This window comes from Bacillus sp. AFS053548, assembly GCF_002575105.1.
In the GTDB taxonomy this organism is placed as follows: domain Bacteria; phylum Bacillota; class Bacilli; order Bacillales; family Bacillaceae_G; genus Gottfriedia.
In genome coordinates this window covers 29,295-48,032 of record NZ_NUHI01000028.1, presented here as the reverse complement: position 1 = coordinate 48,032, position 18,738 = coordinate 29,295, and the positions used below count along the sequence as shown (strand labels likewise).

Here is an 18,738-nt window from a genome sequence, read left to right as displayed (position 1 = left end):
AAATTTTAATATTGTCTCTTTAATTCTATTTAGTTATTTTGTTAAAAAAATATTTTATTGGCCTGTTTATATATGGCTCTATTGTATGGTAAAATTTAGCTTTTGGCAACGCTTACATAACTAATTATGTATAATTTGTGAAATCAAAATTATCTCATAATTAGTTTTCTAGTATAGATTAATACGATATTTTAGATTTTCAACCGAAATATTATTTCGTAATTTATAATATAAACAATGTATCAAAATGCCAAAAATACATCTTCGATTTATAAAATAATGCCCTATGCCATCGATTGGTAAAGGGCATATAAATTTTGTTTGGTTGACTGTCTAAATTCAGTTTCAATTACAATCGAACCGCAAAGTTCAATTTTGGATTATTTAAGTTCTTCAAGTGTTCTGTTTATTATTTCTACTAACTCTCTTTCACCTACAAGTTCATAAAAATCCTCGCCCTTTTTCTTAGGGTAAAATTGAATATAAGTACCACAACCCGCTTCAAGAACTTTACGATGAACATTACTACCCGGATATAAACAAATCACTTCGTTAATCGGTTTTCGCACATATGTCATTTTCCCATTAACACGTTCAACATACTTTAGCCCCCAGTATTTATACATTTGTTCCATTGCCTTTGTATTTCCTACTGGTTGATAAATATTAAACATTGGACTATATTTAATTTCAAAAATGATCGAAGCAACGTATTCTTTATTTTTTTTTCGATAAAAATCTAGTCTAATATCCGGTTTTTTCGACTCTTCACCACTAAAAAAATTTGTTCCTTTTAGCAGTGAAACTTGTGGACTTCCCTCGATAATTTCGTTATAAACTAAATTAATGATCCAACTTTTATTTTCAAGAGACACAAATGCTCCATCCATTAACTCATCGTCTTTTATATGCATTAAAATCTGTTCAGCTAACGGTTCAGAATCATTTTTAAATTTTAACTTTAAGAAAATATCGCATAATGAGAAAAAGACAAAGTATTCATATAGTAAAAAAGTCGGCTTATATACAGGTAAAAGCATTTGTTTTTTTCCATACTCCTTTACTTTTTTATCAAACAAGCTTAAGGAATGAATAAAATTTAAAAATACTTTCGATGGACTAGTTGGATATTTTGAAGTATCAGTATCCGTCACTATACGAAAGATTCCAATTGTATATTCTCTAAAATAAACTTCATAAAGTTTCTCCAAAGAATTCGTAATGCGTTCTTTTTCTGAAACACTTTTAGTTAATTTTTCTAATTCTAACTCTTTTAACATTTTTGACTGTCTATATTTCGCTTTTTCTCGATCAGTAATTGAGCCATTCCCAACTACATTCTGCATCATTTTTTCTATATCCTTGACTTGAAAATCGATTTGATCCATTTTATTTTTGTCTTTTACTAATTCATATTTTACAAAAGTTAATAATGTTTCAATTGTAAGTAGAAATTTACGAACTTTATGTTTAGCATACTTTATCTCATCGATATAATTTTCTTCTTGAACAACTGGCTGCATTGTTAAATTAGTTGCATTCGAAATGGCTGGATGCAATAAGGTCCATCTAATTGTATTAAAATCTAATTTTTTTACCTGTCTTTTTAATTCATATTCCTTTTTTTGTTTCCGCTTTAATTTACTTATAAACTGCTGAATTGCAACTAGTAGTCTTTCTTCATTTGACTCGATAAATCGAATAATCGGCCAAAAATACATTGTTCCATTTTGAGTAAATGAAGCGGAAGATTTTTTAAAGTATTGCGAGTCATTCATTATTCCATTTATTTGTTGATTTAATGTTGAATGCATCCACTCTAATTGATCATAATCTAAATTTTTCGGTACTATTTTTATCATTCCATAAAATTGTTGTTCTTGATAAATAATACAAAATTCATAATATCCGCATCTCCAAGGATAGGCATTCTCGGTTTTACCATGTTCATATATTAATATTTTTCTTTTTTCAGATGTAAAAATAAACTGCTGATCATCCAGGTTTTCTTGTTGAAAATGATAAAGATTATTCCAAACGAACGTAATTTTACCGTCAAACTCACCATCGACTTGAAATAAAAATCTTTTTAATTCCTGTATTTCATAGGCAAATAAATAAGCCTCTTTTGGATTCATTGTAAGTGCATCAAGAGATATTTTTTCCTCTTTCCCCCTAGTTCCGACAAGAATTGCAATCGTAAATGGGAGATATAGTGGCTCAAAAATTTCTGGACTATTATTAGTTGACATATCCATCAATCTCCAGCTGCTTTCTTTTCTTTTTCAATTCTTTCATAGAATACTCAAAGTCAGAAATTGATCTACCTAAATTAGATTTCATGACCATATTTAGTAGCCCTTCCTGCTCGTTCCCTTCACCTGTACCAATTAATTCTTCTAAATTAGCAAATAATCCCCTAACTTTAGTTAATACGCGTTGCTTAACAAAGAGATCGATCGCTTCTTTCCGTTCGAATTGAATATGAGAAGGAAGAGTAGGTATGTTAGCTAAATAGTTTGATAAATCTTTAATCATACGTGGAGAGATTATTCGCTCACTTAGTGAATGTTCAACTATTTTATTAAACTCATCAAAAAACTTTAATTCATCACTTGTAAGCTCAGATGCACTTAAAGTTTTCTTTGTCCAATTACTATAGTTTTCTGCATTAATATATATTTGTGGTACAGTTTCATAAATATTTTCATTATCCATCTTTTCTGCATAATTTACGAATGAAGTTGATCTAAGTGAGATTATATTTACACGGTCTAACAGTCTTAAAGAAAACTCACTTGAAGTTTCATCAAAGTTAACTGTTCCAACAAAAATAATATTATTACCGATTCTTACTTTAGGCTTATAATATTGATTAATGACTACGTTATGATCATGGAATAGAGTAATCACTCTCTTATCCTGAGGCATTTCTAAAATTGATAGAAATTTACTAAACCAATGTTCAATTTGAGAAAGATTCATTTCATCAAAGATCACCATATACATCCTGTGCGGAAATTGTTCTGCCTCAATCAGTAATTTCGTTAATCCCGTCTCAGAGTCTATATAAATCCCTGTAGTTGGATTTAAATAACCTAATAAATCATAATGTTCGCGATAAGATGGTGAAATTGGAACAAATAATAACTCCTTACCAAATTCAAGTCCTAAGGTTTCGCCATATATACGTGCTAATTGAGATTTCCCAGTACCACTTACACCACCTAAAATTGTTAGAGCCTGAAACTTACAACATATATGAAAATTAATAATATCTTTTTTTTCATATAACAAGCCTTGCTGCAAACAATTTTGGTAAAATCGTTCAATAAAAGCATTTTCAGTATCATTACTCCATTCAATTGGAAAAGCTTGTTTCTCAGTAAATTCTTGCGTATAAATAAGTTCTTTGCATTCTTTTTTAAAGTTTTTACACAACTCTTCCCACTGTTTTTCGGGAATAAAATAAATTAAATGATTTAAATGAATAAAGGACTTTTTAAGTTCATCTTCATCATAATCTTGAAATGTAACTTCATTTTGTTTTTCTAAATAACTAATATCATTCATCATCGATTTTAAAAACAAATTGCCATATAGTCTATTTTCATAAAAGACAAATTCTGGTTGATCAAAGTCATTAAAATATTTTGGCAGATGTATTGGCAAAGAACCTTTTATAAGGCGGTTTTCGACCTCTTCACGCTTTCCCTCTCCCCTAAGTTCTATGACAGGCAGAAGATGGTAGGATGTGTCCCTTTTCCCATCAAAAAACTCAACTAGATCTGCTGTGACAACTTCATTGGCATATTCAAGACGAAACATGACTAATTTAGTATCAAAAATCTTTTTTAATCCTTCAATTATGTCATCTTTTTTCTTACTTTTAATTAGTGGTTTTATTTTACTTTCATTATTTTTATTTGCAGTTGTCCCTACAAACAAAACATCTTGAGTTGAAAAACTAGCTTTTAACTTTGATGGAATTGGAGATAAGCACTCTACATAAAAACGAATATGATCTTCATCTTCATAATAAAGTAAGCTCTGCTTCTCTTGGTCCATTACTCTTTCTGTAACAATTTTTCCAAGGAATAAAAAGTTGTGAATTTTTTTTGCTAATTTCTGGGTCAATGCGCGTTTTAATTTCAAGGTCATTTCCCCCACTTTCCGACATTTCTCCTACATTTTACGTTCATAGTATAGAAATTATGAATAATACGGCCTTTTTACAAATAAAAACACCCAGGTAAACCTGAGTGTTAAACTACCCTCCAGACGCTCGTTTTCTTCGTTACTTCGCCTATCTGAGTGCCTTACCGTCTAAAGTAACTCCGCTCCTCTCCAGGCTTCGCACTGTGACAAACAAGCGCTTGCAAAAAGTTTGAAATTCAAGCATTTAGTACTTTATCTACAAGCTATCTCCCAGGTAAAATTAAGTGTTTCTTAATGCCTATAGTCCTTTAAAGTTTTGTATTTCGGTTATAGCATTAATTGATAATAGACAATATCCAGCCATTGATTAAATTTCTGACCAACTTTATAAAAATGACCTACCTTTTTATATCCTAATTTCTCATGTAATCTTTCGCTCACTTCGTTTCCGCTAGTAATACAAGAAATAATTGTAAAGTGACCTAATTTTTTGGCAGTTTCAATCATCTCAGTCATTAATGCCTTAGCTAGTCCTTTTCGACGATGATCAGGATGAATATATACAGATAGTTCAACCGTATGTTTATATGCATCTTTTTCCTTAAACTGTGTAAGTGAACAATACCCAGTTACTTGACCATTTTCTTTAGAAACTATGACTGGGTAAAGCTCATTATGGTTGTCAAACCATTTTTGCATTTCTTCTTCTGTTTTTATTTTCATATCAAATGTTGCTGTAGTGTTTAGAATTGCATCATTATAAATTGTTACAATTTCTAGTACATCTTCTTTTGTTGCAAACAGAATTTCCATTCTTCTTCCTCTTCTCACGTTTTATCTTTCCATCCATTGTACATGACAAAAATTGATTTTCAACATTCGTATAAAAAAAATCCTTACATCTAAACATGCACAGTGTTTAGGCTCCTTACATATACTGCGTTAGTCAGAATGATAGGAGGTATGAATATGAGTGAAAAAGAAAAAAACAACGCTCAAGATGAAAAACAAAGTCATTCATCAATTGATCTTCAACATTATTTAAAAAAGGTGGATGATCTAATAGATCAGTCGCCTATTAGAGGTCTTTTTGATGAGATTGATAAATTCTTTCATAAACATGGAGTTTTTTCTTCAATCGGTGTAGAGATAATTGAAAACGGTGAGGAATTAATCATTCAGGCAAGTATGCCAGGTGTAAGTAAAGAACAAATTTATATGGACATTGAAGGAACAATCCTAACAATTGGCTTAAAAACTGATACGACTACTGAAGTACAAAACGATCAATCAAATTACTCCTATAAAAAATATTCTTATAGCCAATCCCAAAGAGTTGTAAAATTACCTTTCCCAATTAATGCAACAACAGCAACTGCAAAATACGAAAACGGTATTCTTGTCATAAAAGGTACAAAATTACCTGAATACCAAAAACAAATCTTTTTAGACTAAATACCGACAACTAAAAGTAAATCCGATGAAGGTCGGTGTTTTAACAGTCAAAACAATTAACTAAATTCAAACAAAAAACTGAGTATCTTTTAGAAACTCAGTTTTTTATTAAATAAAATAAATAGAAAATCTACTTACTTAGGTAAGCTTATTTCCCTGTCAAAGTTTCAATATCAGATAAAATCTCATCAAATGGTACATTACTTACACCACTATAATCTTTAACGATTTTTCCGTTTTGATCAATTAAATAAAATTTAGTACCATGGATAACTTGTGAATTGTTTTCAGGTTTTTTAACAATCGTTTTAAAATTTTCAGATGCAAATTTTTCAATGTGTTTTTGAGAATATCCCGTTAAGAAATTCCAATTACTAAAATCAGCATTAAATTTATTTGCGAATGTAGTTAATAATTGTGGCGTATCAACTTCAGGATCAATACTAAATGAGATGAAGTCTACATTTAACTTCTTCTCTGCAGCCTTTTGTTGAAGTTTTGCCATATTTGCTGTCATTGGCGGACAAACTGTTTCACAACTTGTAAATATAAAATCTGTTAGCCAGACTTTTCCTTTTAAATCTTTTGTTCCAAAAGTTTTACCGTCCTGGTTAGTGTATGTAAATTTTTCTAAATCCCAATTTAAAGGATTTTCAATTTTATTTCCACAGCCACTTAATAATGCCAGACATAAAATCATTATTAATGTCACAAATACCGTATTTCTCTTCATACTTATCCCCCTATGTTGCATTGTACTTGTCCATTGTATCAAAAACAGATCGTTTCTTTCTAATAATTTAAACTAATTAACATATATATTTAAAATTTTTCAAATGATATTTTTACAAAGTAAAGTTAAACTAAACTTATTGATAAAGAATCTTGAAAGGATGACTGATAATGGCAAATAAAAAATATGAAAATTTAGACACGAGTTATCGTAAAACTTTTAAAGATTTGATCAAATGTGGAATCGAAAGAAGTAAGGCAAAAAAGGATTATAGTAGTGTAATTCAACAATGTAGTTATAAAAAAATCTCCTATTTAAAGGAAAATCGTGATAAAACAACAATTACTTGGATTGGACACTCTACTTTTTTAATTCAAATAAAAGGAGTCAATATATTAACTGATCCTGTTTATGCTAATCAAATGGCTCTAAAAAAACGATTGTCAAAACCAGGAATACTTATATCAGAATTACCCCCAATTGACATAATTTGTATTTCTCATGGTCACTATGATCATCTAGATTTTAATACATTGCGACATTTCCCTAAAAAAACACGATTTATTTTACCGATCGGCTTGAAACAAAAATTTGTTAGTAAAGGCTTTAACAATGTCCATGAAATGAAATGGTGGGAGTCAAAAGACTTTTTAGGGATCAATATTTCATTTGTACCTTCTCAACACTGGACGAAGAGAACTTTATTTGACAGGAATAAATCACATTGGGGTGGATTTGTATTCAAAACGTCCAATGACTGTATATATCACGTTGGTGACAGTGCTTATTTTTCAGGATTCAAAGAAATCGGTAAAAGATTTCAAATTGATACAGCAATAATTCCAATTGGAGCATATGAACCTGAGTGGTTTATGAAACACAACCATATGTCACCTGAAGAAGCTGTTCAAGCGTTTTTAGATATAAACGCAAAGTTATTTATCCCAATGCATTATGGAACATTTAAACTTGCAGATGATACTCCATTAGAGGCTCTAGAGCGATTATGTTCTGAATGGAAAAGGAAAAAAATAAAACCCGAAAAGCTTAAAATTTCTTTACTTGGTGAAACAATTCATCCCTCAATGGTTGGCAATAAAAAAGAAGAAGCCATTCTTTATTAAGCTTCTTCTTTCTTATATTAAAAAATGAAATGTTGAATATAAAATCTATTCAGCATAAAAAACGAACCCTATAGCACCTTTTCCTGTATGTGTACTAATTACTGGAGTTGTATAATCAGTTTCATCTAATTCAAGGTTTGTTAACTGTTGTATTGATTTTCTAAGATTCTCTGCAAGCTCAGTAGCATCTGCATGTGCAATTCCTACACCTTTTATCGTTTTTCCAAGTGTGTCTTGTTCAAAATATTTAGTTAAAGTTTTTACTACTTGCTGATGGCTACGCACTTTACCAACTGGAGAATAAACTCCACCTTCAAGTGATGCAATAGGTTTAATATTTAGTAATGACCCAATGAAGGCTTTACCCTTTCCAATTCTCCCACCTTTAACTAAGTTTTCAAGAGTATCTACCATGATATATAAATACGTACTATTTTTAATTTCTGTAAGTCGGTTAACTATGTCTTCAACTGTGGATCCCTCTTCAGCCATTTGTGCTGCTTCGATGACTTGAAAAGCCATTGCTCTTGTTATAAAAGCTGAATCGATTACTGTTACATCACCTTCAACCATCCCTGCAGCTGCACATGCGGTTGAATAAGTACCACTTAAACCGCTAGATAAGTGAATTGAAATGACTTTACTTCCATCGGCTGTTAATTTTTCAAATGTTTCTACAAATGTTCCTACAGCTGGTTGAGATGTCTTAGGCAATTCAACTGATTGTTGCATTTCATCAATAAATTGCTTTGGAGATATATTAACCCCATCTAAATATGTTCCACCATTTATTTGAATTGTTAAAGGAATGACTGTTATATTTAAATTTTCAATTTCTTCTTTTAATAAGTCGGCCGTTGAGTCAGTTACAATCTTAATGTTTGCCAATCAATTCACATCTTTCTTCTCTAAAATTCTACAAAATTTGCAAAGCAAATTCATTATATCATTTTTACTAAAAGTTAACAGTAAATATTAAAGTTCCATTAAAATTTCAATATTTGATTGAAAATCCTATTGACATGAGGGAGAGTTTTAAATTAGCGATGGACAAGATAAGGCTTTTGAATAAAACGGATAGATGGAGAATTTTCAAAAAAAAAACTCGGTACCTTTACCGAGTCTTTTACTGATTTATTTGCCGTTCTTTTCGTCTTTGTCTTCTAAAAGATCATTTGTTAACCCTTGTGTAGAACGCTTAAATTCTCTAAGTGTATCACCAAATGCTCTTCCGATTTCAGGTAATTTTTTTGGTCCAAATATAATTAATGCTAAAATTAAAATTAAAATTAAACCTGGAAAGCCTATGTTAGCCATTATTTTCCCCCAACTTCCATCCACTATTAATAAGTAAGTACCAAACTTTCCTTATATAGTAATATTGTCAAAAATTTGTTCATTCGTCAAATAATTTCAAGGAATTTTAATAAATTTTAATAACTTATTTAGTTTTAGTTTACATAATTATGTTATCGGTTCAATTTATTATTATTAAATTAAATTAATTTTTCTTTAAACTGTAAATACTCTTCTTTATTACTAGGTACTACTAAAGCACCACTTTGAATTTTATCCTTATATTCATTAACCTTTACTAAAATTGGGTCCTCAACATTATTATCCGCCAGTATTAATTTTATACCATCTTCATTTAAACCATAAATTAACGTTTTACCACCATGAAATTCATTCGATTTTGTTTGTTTAGCTAAATCATATACTGCCTGATCGATTTTTTTCACAAGTGAGATAAGAGTTACGTTTTCAGGTAAGCCGTGTTTATACTCATCACGGTCAGCTCCTATTACCCATACTTCCTTTTGATTTGATCTCCTAATCTTTTTTGCAGTAGTAAATACGCCTTTACTTGTTAAACCCGCTACAGGAAAAATTATATCAACGTCTTTCATAAAAAAGTCATTTGCTATTCTTGAACCTATTTTAGCGTCATTAAAGGTATTTGAGTACGCTGTTAGAACTTCAATTTCTTTATTTACTGATTTTACTCCAGAAATAAAACCATACTTATATCTGTTAATAATTTCATTGTCGTCTCCACCGATAAATCCAATTTTTTTTGTTTTTGTTTTCATTGCTGCTATTACACCTGCTAAAAAACTTCCGTCTTGTTCAGTAAAATTAATACTAATTACATTTGGTTGGTCAACTCTTGAATCAATCACACCAAATTTAGTACTTTTATTGTTTTCTGCAACTTTGTTCAATACAGAAGATAAATTATTACCTATTCCAATAATCAAATCATAATTTGCATCAGCCATTTTAGTAATTTTCTTTTCAAAACCTTTAGTACTACTTGTTGTACTGTATTTATAATTCTTATCTTTTTTTAAATTTTCCTCTTTTGCAAATTTAGAAATACCTTTCATAGCAATTGAGTTTAAATAACTATTATTTTTACCATTTGAATTTGAGACAATCCCTATTTTGAAAGTATTACTAGACTCTTTATTATTACTGCAAGCCGAAATGACGACTGCAATTATCGAAATTATGATTAATGCAGTCTTTTTTATATACAAAATCATTCACCTCATTCGAATACAATTATTTCTAGTATGAATTTTCGATTATTGTTTTATTCGTTGAAAAGAAGAGGTATTAGGAAAATGAGGGTATTTGGATCTGAAATTTTTAAAGCTGGAAGTATAAACTTCCTGCTTTCATGTTGCTGAAAACATTCTTATTATTAATTATCAAATTATCGTAAAAGGAGGTAAGTGTTGTTGATATCCACTACAGGATGCTCGCTTTCNNCCTGCGGGGTCTCAGCCTTCCCGCTTATCCCATAGGAGTCGAGCATCCCTCCGTTCCAATCAACTTATTCAACAAAAAAATAATGCAATGAGAACATAATCAAATAGCCTTTTCTTAGAGTAAAATAAAAGTTGTTTATTATTCTGTTTGTTGGTCTATTAATATCGAACCTTAATTTATAAACTAATCAATTGATTTTCTATAAATTAGCTCATAATATTTTAGCTTCTAAAAAAACATTTCTAGTGTTGTTCGAATAAAAAATTACTCAAACTTATTTACATTTAAAATCATAAATTATTCATCAAAAAATGTGTTTATTTCAATAATGTTCACATAATATACATTTTCCTATTGACCGTTTAATATTTCTACTATTTAAACTTTATTCATTCAAATGTACCTTTTACTAATACTTCTTTATCTTGCATCATTATTTTTCCTTTTGAAATAACTGCTTCAATTTCTAGCGTGGCTTTATTTAGGAAGACTAAATCTGCATCGTATCCATTTTTGATTTGTCCTTTTTGTAATTTTAAAATATTGGCTGGGTTTTTAGTGATTACGCTAATTGCGTCTTCAATCTTGATGCCTTCAATTAAAATTGCGTCTTTTACTTCGTTATATAAGCTGCATACTATTCCAACCTTCATGCCTCGGAGTATTCCGTTTTCATCAAAATCGGGTAGACTACCTTGTCCATCAGATGTAAACGTGATTTGTTCAATGCTAACACCTGAATTGAGCATTCTTTTCAAACCTACGCTACATTTCACTTCACCATTATTCAAAAAGTGTGGGATTGAGCTAGTTGTAAAGTCAACAAACCCTCCTTTTTTAGCAAAGTTAATTCCTGCTTCAAATAAATAGCTATTGCGGTTAATATGTGTTGGGTAAAATTGAGTAATTGGCAATTCGGTTTCTTCAACAATCTCCTCGATCATTGATAACATTTTTTTACTATCTCCAATATGTACATTTACAACGCCGGACTTTCCTGAAAGCAAGCCCCCATTTCGAGCTTGTGCAGCTATTCTTGCAAATTCTTCCTTTGTCGGTTGAGATGATCGATGATCCGAAATTGCTATTTCTCCTACACCGATAATCTTATCAATTAGGATGATGTCTTCCTCAATTTTAGAAAATAACGTTTTGACAGGTGTTTGGTACGAGCCCGTATAGACAAATGAAGTTATTCCCTCTTCTTCCAATGCTCTACATTTTGCTAGTAGGCTAGTCATTGTTCTTGTTGTTCCATCTGTACCAATTACTCCTACTACTGTGGTGATTCCTCCTTTAATACAATCAGACAACAATAATTCTGGTGTTCTTGTTTTAAAGCCACCTTCACCTCCGCCACCAATAAGATGCACATGAGCATCAATGAAGCCAGGCACAATATAGTAGGCAGATGCATCCAATATTTGTATAGGTACCGAAGATAAGTTAATCTCAATTTCTTCATGGACATACTCAATTTTTTCATTCGAAATTAAAATATCATTTTTACCTATTGACTTTGGGGTAAAGATTTCACCGTTTTTTATGAGTAACATATATACCTCCAATTAGATAATTTTGTATAAATTCAGATTACCATATCTATCTGTTTTATGAATCATTCTTGCTTTTTGTAACTGTTTAAAATGTTCTATCAAAACATACATACAGCTATTAAATATTGAAAACATTAAATCTCTAGAATTGTTCATAATACTCTCATGGATGAAAATGATTCAATTAAAATAGGAGGCATTTTTATGAGTAGAGCAATGAAAGAAGAATTAGCAAATGCTATTACTCATGGGATTGGTGCAATACTTAGCATCCCAGCACTATATTGTTTAATTAGTAAAGCTATGAATAAAGGGACACCTTGGCATTTAATTTCTTTTACAGTCTTTGGTTTGTCTATGTTGCTACTTTATATTTGCTCAACATTACTTCATAGCGTTAGAGACCCAAAGCTAATTAGGCTATTTACTATTTTAGATCACTCGGCAATTTATTTATTAATCGCTGGTACTTATACTCCATTTTTACTCGTAACTTTAAGGGGTAGGATTGGCTGGTACTTATTTACAATTATTTGGGGCTTGGCAGTTTCAGGTGTAATCTTTAAATTTATATATGTTAATAGGTTTGAATTATTTTCAACCATTGTTTATTTAATTATGGGTTGGTTAATGATGTTTGCAATTAAGCCTATTTATGTAGGACTATCTGGAATAGGATTTTTCTACTTATTATTAGGAGGGCTATTTTACTCGATTGGAACAATTTTTTTTCTAGTCAAACGCTGGCCATATAGTCATGCAATTTGGCATTTATTTGTATTATTAGGTAGTGCATCTATGTTTTTTTGTATATTTAAATTCGTTGTTTAAAAAAAGCGCCTCATTTTAAATGAGCGCTTTTAGTTTATTATTCAATAATCTCTTTAATATAGTTAGTTAATTCTTTGGCATCTGTCATTCCAATTTGTTCAGGATAAACTGGTGGAAATACTTTAAGTGTAACATTTGCTGGTTTAATTCGATTACCATTAGCTTCTAAAATATTATAAGTCCCTTCAATTCTTACAGGAATAACTGGAACCCCTGATTTCGTCGCTAAATGTAGGCTCCCTGATTTAAATTCACCCATTTGACTACCCTTACTTCTAGTACCTTCTGGAAAAATAACTAATGAATGGCCGTTTTTAAGCTTATCAACGCCTTCTTTTATAGCTTTAAGTGATTGTCTACGATCTTTTCTGTCCATAAATACACTATGCATTTGTTCCATCCAGTCTGGTACAATCGGCAGTTTTTTTAATTCGACTTTTGCAATGAATCCAATAGGCTTATTTAAATATCCTAATAATAGTGGAATATCAAAATTACTTTGATGATTACTTACAAAAAGGACTCCTTCGTCTCTAGGAATATTTTCGATCCCTTCAACCTTTACTTTACTACCAGTACAGCCAATCATCATCTTCCCGAAATAATCAGGAAATTGGTGCATTATACGGTCTTGCTCATGTACAGGTAATTCTTTTGGTATTTTTTTTACTGATGATAATTTTAGCTTTGCTTCAATTACACCAACTACAATGCGTGTTGCAGCAAATATTGTGCGAAACATATTAATCCTCCGATAATTGAGTATGTTAATTATTATACAAAATGCCCAACCACTTGAAAAGTATTATCCATCCTGAATATTTAATAAAACGAGAATCACAAAAAAAGAATCGGCTTTTGCCGATTCCTTAATATAGTGAATCTTTAGTTCGAAACTTTTTCTCCACTGAATTCTGCAGCAAGAACTTTAGCTTTTTCAATTGCATTCGCTTTAATTTCTTGTGCTTTATCTGGCATTGCAGCCATACCTTCTACGAATAATGTAGTTACATCAGTAACACCTACAAAGTTTAAGATACTTGTTAAGTATGGGCTAGAGAAGTTAATTCCAGTTGCAGGACCTTCTGAATATACGCCACCGCTTGCTTGGATGTGTAATGCTTTTTTATTCTCAAGTAAACCAACTGGACCATTTTCAGTATATTTAAATGTTTTGCCAGCAATTGAGATATTATCAATAAAGTTTTTTACAACTGACGGGAAGCTAAAGTTCCAGAATGGAGTAACAAATACATACTCATCAGCTTGAGTGAAAATTTCTAAGTTACGATTCATAGCAGCTAAAGTAGCTTGTTGATCAGCACTTAATTCTTCAAAAGCAGTACCGTTTCCTAATTTGCCCCATGCATCAAATACATTTCCATCTAACATAGGAACATTTTCTTTAAATAAATCAAAATGAACAACTTCATTTTCAGGATTTGATTTTTTGTATTCATTAATAAATGCTTCCCCAACAGATAGACCAAATGAATTTTCAATTGCATTTGGATTTGCAGTAATATAAAGTAATTTTTTCATCTTAAACATCTTCCTCTCAGTTTCGTTTATCTTTAATTCGAGATTTATTTTTAAAAATCAAGGGATAATCAAATCCCTTAACCTCATAATAATATCTTTAATTCAAGATGTCAACACTTTTTTTCATAAACAAAATATCTAAATTTAATTTTTGATTTTTCATCGACTTGTACATCAGAAACTGATTTAACATTCCATTCTTCCTTAGAAAAATTCGGGAAAAAAGTGTCGCCTTCAAAGTTCTGTTCAATTTCAGTAATATAAAGTGTATCTAAATATGGGAATGTTAAATTAAAAATTTCAGCCCCACCAATAACAAATAAATCTTTATTTTTATTTTCTTCAACATAACTTATAACGTCATGAATGACAGTAACACCTTCTGCTTGAAAATCATTTTGTCTTGTCACAATGATATTTTCTCGGTTTGGGAGTGGTCTACCAATCGAATCAAAGGTTTTTCTTCCCATAATAATTGTATACCCAGTAGTTACTTTCTTAAAATAAGCAAGCTCTTGTGGAAGATGCCAAGGCATCTTATTATTTAAGCCGATTACATTGTTTTCTGACATCGCAACTAATGCAGCAATCATACACTTACTACCCCTTTGATTGCAGGATGGCTCTCATAATCTTCTAATGTAAAATCCTCATATTTAAATTCAAAAATGTTTTTAATTTCAGGATTTAATTTCATTTTTGGTAATTTATGAGGCTCTCTAGTTAGTTGTAAATTTATTTGTTCAAGATGATTTGTATATATATGTGCATCACCAAATGTATGCACAAAATCTCCTAATTCTAAATCACATACTTGAGCAATCATCATTGTTAATAGTGCATAAGATGCGATATTAAATGGCACTCCTAAAAAAATGTCCGCACTTCTTTGATAAAGCTGACAAGAAAGTTTTCCATCATTCACATAAAACTGGAAAAAACAATGACAAGGTGCTAATGCCATCTTATCAAGTTCTCCAACATTCCACGCAGAAACAATCATTCTTCGAGAATCTGGATTTGTTTTTATTTGATTAATTACTTCACTAATTTGATCAATTGTTGAGCCGTCAGCAGCTTTCCATGATCTCCATTGTTCACCATATACAGGGCCCAAATTACCATTTCCATCTGCCCACTCATTCCAAATACGAACACCATTTTCTTTTAAGTATTGAATATTTGTGTCGCCTTTTAAAAACCATAATAATTCATGAATAATTGATTTTAAATGAACTTTCTTTGTTGTTACTAAAGGAAAGCCATCTTGAAGATTAAATCGCAATTGATAACCGAATGTACTAATTGTTCCTGTTCCAGTACGGTCTGTCTTTGTCATGCCATTGTCTAATACGTGTTTACATAAATCTAAGTATTGCTTCATATTGACCTCCTAATTATGTATTGTTTACTCTTAATGTTCTTCTTCTTTAATTTCAATATAACCAAAATGAAATTCTGATGATTTGCGAATTAATTGATTAAATCCATATTTTTTAAATCTTTCACTTCTAAAATGATCTTTCATCACTATTCTTTTTTTGGCTATGCGCTTAGCTTCATTAACTACTTCATATGTTAGGTCATCATATGATGCTAAATTTTTCAATGTTGCAATACCAGAAGAGGCTTCAATATTTTTTTCAAACATTGGATCAAAATAAACGATATCAAAAGATTGATCTGGAAGTGTCTTCAAATAAGTTTTATAATCTATATTTTTTACTTCAATTTTGTTAATGATATTCGACCAATCTATAATGTTCTGTTTATTTGTTTTTAAACCTTTCTTAGTTAGGTACGCAATAATTTTGTTTTTCTCTAAGCCTAAAACTTTACCTTGGTCACCTACAACGTAACTTGCAACAATACTATCTGAAGCCATTCCAAGTGTACAGTCTAGTAGAGAATCACCTTTTGTTAATAAACAAGCGTCACAAAACGGATCATGTTCACCCTTCATCAATCGTCTAATTCTAAAAACTGAGGAGTTCGGGTGAAAAAAATATGGAATTGCTTGATCATCCTCATACCATTCTAATCTATTTTTACCTAAAACAAGTATAGGTTTTTTAAATTTATCATAGATTTCTTCAATGCTAAATTCTTTCCGGAGAATTAGCTGTCCATTTAAGTCTGAAGCAATGATCTCTGCTTCCTTTTCTAAATAAACATCTGGTCTTAAGCAAGTTGTAATAATCATATGTCTCCTTAATTAAGAAAAAAAGAGGAAAAATCCTCTTTTCAGACTGTTGACAACCGCTCGCTTTCTTCGTTGCTTAACCTGGCTGTGGTGCTCATTACCGCGTAAGGGTAACTCCGCTCCTCACCAGGCTTAGCGCCTCGAAAGACAAGCGCTAGCAATCAGTCTGAAAGTCAAATTTTTGGATTTTGTCTATACACTGAAAAGAGGAAAAATCCTCTTTTTACATTTGTGCAAATATCGATTGAATTCTTGCTTTAATATCTTCAGGAGTTGAGCCTTCGATTTGTTCACGAGGAATAAATCCAACTACCTCTTTACCTTTAAATACTGCCATAGATGGTGAAGATGGTGGGAAGTCAGCTAAATATTCTCTTAACGTTGCAGTAGCTTCCTTATCTTGTCCAGCAAACACTGTCATAACTTTAGCAGGTTTCTTTTCTGATTCAATAACAGCCTGAACTGCAGAAGGTCTAGCAAGTCCAGCAGCACAACCACAAACTGAATTGATTACAAAAAAAGCAGTATCATTTAATTCAGTCATAAATGACTCGACTTCTTCCCCAGTAGTTAATTCTGTAAAACCATTTGAAGTTAATTCCTCTCTCATTGGTTTTACAATCCCTTTCATGTACTCATCATATGCATTCATTAGTTTGTTTCTCCTTTGTCATTTTCTATTTTATTACGTTCAGTCATTTGTTTCCAAACTGAACCTAGTGCTTCCTCACCATTCTCAATTCGATGTAAAGCAAGCTGTACTTGTAATTTCACTTCGAATTCTGGGTCTTCTAAAGCAGATTTTAATGCAGGAATTGCACTTTCATCACCTAGTTCAAAAAGAAACATTGCTGCACGCCATCTAACTAATTTACTAGGATCTTTTAATGCTTCAATCATAGCTGGCATTGCTTCTTCAAATCCTAAGTCTGATAAACAATCTCCAGCAATTCGTCTTACACCTACTGCCTTATCCTTTAAAGCCTCATATAAATAAGGTAACACTAATTCTGATTTTAACATACCTAAATATGCTGTAGCTAATCTTCTTATTGAAACATGTTCATCTTTTAATGCGATTTCTAATAAAGGTAAATCTTCAAGTGTAGGATCGATTTTTACAAATCTCGCATACCTTTTTTTCCAATCCTTTTCTTCAAAAATATCTGCAGTAAATGGTTCAAATTTAGGAACTTCTTTTTTCTCAGTATTGGATGCATCATTCGTCATCACTTCGTTGACGATATTCTTTATGTCGTTTTCAGTGTGAGTAGCCGTTAATTCATCAATAATTTCTTTCTCGATTGTTGCTAATTCACCATAACGAATTCCATAATCAATCCACTGTCTTTCAAATACAACATTTGATGCAGATGTTGTTAGTTTCATAATTGCTTCTTTATAGAATGGAGGTAAAGCTGCTCTTTGTTCTTCACCATTTACAATTAATTTCAATTGCATTGGTATATTATGATACATTTGAACAAATACTTGTACCTCTCCAAAATGATTATCAATTATCGTTTCATTAGTAGCTTCATCATTTACTTCTTCACCAAATACATTTCTGACTTGAAGCAAAATGGTTTGCCAACTTGCATTTGACTTACGATCAATGGCAATAAAATCAGCTACGTGATAGACACTTTTGATTCCTTCTATGCCTAATATTTCTTGAATTATTAATGGTGCCTTATCAATATTATCAATAGAATAATGATTTCTACTTCCTGATGGCAGTTCCTCATCCAATAACACTTTCATTGTATTAGGACTCGGTGTTGGTTCGATTGACTTAATTTTCATCTTAATCTCCTCTTCTTGTTATTTAGTCCATTCTATCAAAAAGAGGAAAAACTCACTATTGTAACGCCTTAACGAATTCTTCAAAGTCATTCGTACTAGATTCGACTGCGTTGTGAGTTAACTCTTCAGATCGACGAGTAAAAAGGTGAAATTTCTCAACTATTATTTCCGTCACATAAATAGGTTTTTCAGATTCCTTTACATAACTTGAAGTTTTTATAACTCCTTCAATAGAAACTTCCATCCCTTTTTTTGCTTTTTTAGTAGCATATTCAGCAATGGGACCCCATAATTTTACTGATACATAATTCGTTCTCGTTTTTTTCAGATAATCTGAATAAACATTCGTAGCAATATTAATAAAAGTTGTTTTCCTTCCATTCGGTGTAGTTTGTAAAATGGGCTCTTTCGTTAATCTTCCTACTAATACAACCTTGTTTATCATTATTACCATCTCCTTTATTTTTTTCTACAATACAAAATTATTGTAAGTTCGTAAAAAAAGGAAAATAGTATTTTACATAAACTTTTATTTATAAAAATTTATTATGA

At 31.0% G+C, this 18,738-nt stretch carries 19 protein-coding genes; 3 read left to right on the top strand and 16 right to left on the bottom strand.

Annotation, left to right across the window (positions count from 1 at the left end; translation table 11 throughout):
- Positions 1–380: 380 nt before the first annotated feature.
- From CN946_RS16270 to CN946_RS16260, 3 genes are all read right to left on the bottom strand, one after another.
- Complete coding sequence (locus CN946_RS16270; protein ID WP_098862109.1) at positions 381–2,252, bottom strand: hypothetical protein; 1,872 nt, start codon at positions 2,250–2,252, stop codon at positions 381–383.
- The gene (locus CN946_RS16265; RefSeq protein ID WP_098862108.1) at positions 2,242–4,155 is read right to left on the bottom strand and encodes a hypothetical protein; all 1,914 of its coding nucleotides are present in this window, start codon (positions 4,153–4,155) and stop codon (positions 2,242–2,244) included. Before CN946_RS16265 ends, CN946_RS16270 begins: the two co-directional genes overlap by 11 nt.
- A gap of 330 nt (positions 4,156–4,485) precedes the next feature.
- Entirely contained in the window at positions 4,486–4,971 is a 486-nt protein-coding gene (locus tag CN946_RS16260; protein ID WP_098862107.1) for a GNAT family N-acetyltransferase, read from the bottom strand.
- Between the two features lie 156 nt (positions 4,972–5,127).
- Here CN946_RS16260 and CN946_RS16255 point away from each other — a divergent pair, with 156 nt between their 5' ends.
- Positions 5,128–5,613, top strand: coding sequence for an Hsp20/alpha crystallin family protein (locus CN946_RS16255; RefSeq protein ID WP_176547347.1), 486 nt, complete (start codon positions 5,128–5,130; stop codon positions 5,611–5,613).
- A gap of 148 nt (positions 5,614–5,761) precedes the next feature.
- Here CN946_RS16255 and CN946_RS16250 read toward each other — a convergent pair whose 3' ends face one another.
- Positions 5,762–6,346, bottom strand: coding sequence for an SCO family protein (locus CN946_RS16250; RefSeq protein ID WP_098428953.1), 585 nt, complete (start codon positions 6,344–6,346; stop codon positions 5,762–5,764).
- 170 nt (positions 6,347–6,516) lie between these two features.
- Here CN946_RS16250 and CN946_RS16245 point away from each other — a divergent pair, with 170 nt between their 5' ends.
- Positions 6,517–7,470, top strand: coding sequence for an MBL fold metallo-hydrolase (locus CN946_RS16245; protein WP_098862105.1), 954 nt, complete (start codon positions 6,517–6,519; stop codon positions 7,468–7,470).
- Between the two features lie 45 nt (positions 7,471–7,515).
- Here the strand turns inward: CN946_RS16245 and CN946_RS16240 are convergent, their stop codons facing one another.
- From CN946_RS16240 to iadA, 4 genes are all read right to left on the bottom strand, one after another.
- Entirely contained in the window at positions 7,516–8,358 is an 843-nt protein-coding gene (locus CN946_RS16240) for a DegV family protein (protein WP_097979334.1), read from the bottom strand.
- A 246-nt stretch (positions 8,359–8,604) separates the two neighbouring features.
- Positions 8,605–8,790 carry a twin-arginine translocase TatA/TatE family subunit gene (locus CN946_RS16235; protein WP_025672166.1) on the bottom strand — a complete coding sequence of 62 codons (186 nt, stop codon included), beginning with the start codon at positions 8,788–8,790 and terminating at the stop codon, positions 8,605–8,607.
- 176 nt (positions 8,791–8,966) lie between these two features.
- A complete protein-coding gene (locus CN946_RS16230; RefSeq protein ID WP_176547346.1) occupies positions 8,967–10,013 on the bottom strand; it encodes a BMP family lipoprotein in 1,047 nt (348 codons plus the stop codon).
- Positions 10,014–10,637: 624 nt separating this feature from the next.
- Positions 10,638–11,804, bottom strand: coding sequence for a beta-aspartyl-peptidase (iadA, locus tag CN946_RS16225; RefSeq protein WP_098862103.1), 1,167 nt, complete (start codon positions 11,802–11,804; stop codon positions 10,638–10,640).
- A gap of 204 nt (positions 11,805–12,008) precedes the next feature.
- Here iadA and trhA point away from each other — a divergent pair, with 204 nt between their 5' ends.
- Positions 12,009–12,635 carry a PAQR family membrane homeostasis protein TrhA gene (gene trhA / locus CN946_RS16220; RefSeq protein ID WP_098862102.1) on the top strand — a complete coding sequence of 209 codons (627 nt, stop codon included), beginning with the start codon at positions 12,009–12,011 and terminating at the stop codon, positions 12,633–12,635.
- Positions 12,636–12,672: 37 nt separating this feature from the next.
- Here trhA and CN946_RS16215 read toward each other — a convergent pair whose 3' ends face one another.
- The 8 genes from CN946_RS16215 to CN946_RS16180 form a co-directional block, all read right to left on the bottom strand.
- A complete protein-coding gene (locus CN946_RS16215; RefSeq protein ID WP_098862101.1) occupies positions 12,673–13,377 on the bottom strand; it encodes a lysophospholipid acyltransferase family protein in 705 nt (234 codons plus the stop codon).
- Between the two features lie 143 nt (positions 13,378–13,520).
- The gene (locus CN946_RS16210) at positions 13,521–14,177 is read right to left on the bottom strand and encodes an FMN-dependent NADH-azoreductase (protein WP_098862100.1); all 657 of its coding nucleotides are present in this window, start codon (positions 14,175–14,177) and stop codon (positions 13,521–13,523) included.
- A gap of 110 nt (positions 14,178–14,287) precedes the next feature.
- Positions 14,288–14,770, bottom strand: a complete 483-nt coding sequence (locus tag CN946_RS16205) for a dihydrofolate reductase (protein ID WP_098862099.1) — start codon at positions 14,768–14,770, stop codon at positions 14,288–14,290.
- Entirely contained in the window at positions 14,767–15,561 is a 795-nt protein-coding gene (locus tag CN946_RS16200; protein ID WP_098862098.1) for a thymidylate synthase, read from the bottom strand. Before CN946_RS16200 ends, CN946_RS16205 begins: the two co-directional genes overlap by 4 nt.
- Before the next feature lie 30 nt (positions 15,562–15,591).
- Positions 15,592–16,380 (bottom strand): class I SAM-dependent methyltransferase, encoded by a 789-nt coding sequence (locus tag CN946_RS16195; protein WP_098862097.1) that lies wholly within the window; start codon positions 16,378–16,380, stop codon positions 15,592–15,594.
- A 223-nt stretch (positions 16,381–16,603) separates the two neighbouring features.
- Positions 16,604–17,032, bottom strand: coding sequence for a BrxA/BrxB family bacilliredoxin (locus CN946_RS16190; protein ID WP_098862096.1), 429 nt, complete (start codon positions 17,030–17,032; stop codon positions 16,604–16,606).
- Positions 17,032–18,186 carry a conserved virulence factor C family protein gene (locus CN946_RS16185; RefSeq protein WP_098862095.1) on the bottom strand — a complete coding sequence of 385 codons (1,155 nt, stop codon included), beginning with the start codon at positions 18,184–18,186 and terminating at the stop codon, positions 17,032–17,034. The genes CN946_RS16190 and CN946_RS16185 overlap by 1 nt, the downstream gene beginning before the upstream one ends.
- A gap of 55 nt (positions 18,187–18,241) precedes the next feature.
- Positions 18,242–18,631 carry a single-stranded DNA-binding protein gene (locus tag CN946_RS16180; RefSeq protein WP_176547345.1) on the bottom strand — a complete coding sequence of 130 codons (390 nt, stop codon included), beginning with the start codon at positions 18,629–18,631 and terminating at the stop codon, positions 18,242–18,244.
- Positions 18,632–18,738 lie beyond the last annotated feature (107 nt).

Excerpts from the sequence above, each read along its gene's own strand:
- CN946_RS16270 (WP_098862109.1), bottom strand. The coding sequence starts at position 2,252 with ATGTCAACTAATAATAGTCCAGAAATTTTTGAGCCACTATATCTCCCA.
- CN946_RS16260 (WP_098862107.1), bottom strand. The coding sequence starts at position 4,971 with ATGGAAATTCTGTTTGCAACAAAAGAAGATGTACTAGAAATTGTAACA.
- CN946_RS16255 (WP_176547347.1), top strand. The coding sequence starts at position 5,128 with ATGAGTGAAAAAGAAAAAAACAACGCTCAAGATGAAAAACAAAGTCAT.
- CN946_RS16250 (WP_098428953.1), bottom strand. The coding sequence starts at position 6,346 with ATGAAGAGAAATACGGTATTTGTGACATTAATAATGATTTTATGTCTG.
- CN946_RS16245 (WP_098862105.1), top strand. The coding sequence starts at position 6,517 with ATGGCAAATAAAAAATATGAAAATTTAGACACGAGTTATCGTAAAACT.
- iadA (WP_098862103.1), bottom strand. The coding sequence starts at position 11,804 with ATGTTACTCATAAAAAACGGTGAAATCTTTACCCCAAAGTCAATAGGT.
- trhA (WP_098862102.1), top strand. The coding sequence starts at position 12,009 with ATGAGTAGAGCAATGAAAGAAGAATTAGCAAATGCTATTACTCATGGG.
- CN946_RS16215 (WP_098862101.1), bottom strand. The coding sequence starts at position 13,377 with ATGTTTCGCACAATATTTGCTGCAACACGCATTGTAGTTGGTGTAATT.
- CN946_RS16210 (WP_098862100.1), bottom strand. The coding sequence starts at position 14,177 with ATGAAAAAATTACTTTATATTACTGCAAATCCAAATGCAATTGAAAAT.
- CN946_RS16205 (WP_098862099.1), bottom strand. The coding sequence starts at position 14,770 with ATGATTGCTGCATTAGTTGCGATGTCAGAAAACAATGTAATCGGCTTA.
- CN946_RS16200 (WP_098862098.1), bottom strand. The coding sequence starts at position 15,561 with ATGAAGCAATACTTAGATTTATGTAAACACGTATTAGACAATGGCATG.
- CN946_RS16195 (WP_098862097.1), bottom strand. The coding sequence starts at position 16,380 with ATGATTATTACAACTTGCTTAAGACCAGATGTTTATTTAGAAAAGGAA.
- CN946_RS16190 (WP_098862096.1), bottom strand. The coding sequence starts at position 17,032 with ATGAATGCATATGATGAGTACATGAAAGGGATTGTAAAACCAATGAGA.
- CN946_RS16185 (WP_098862095.1), bottom strand. The coding sequence starts at position 18,186 with ATGAAAATTAAGTCAATCGAACCAACACCGAGTCCTAATACAATGAAA.
- CN946_RS16180 (WP_176547345.1), bottom strand. The coding sequence starts at position 18,631 with ATGATAAACAAGGTTGTATTAGTAGGAAGATTAACGAAAGAGCCCATT.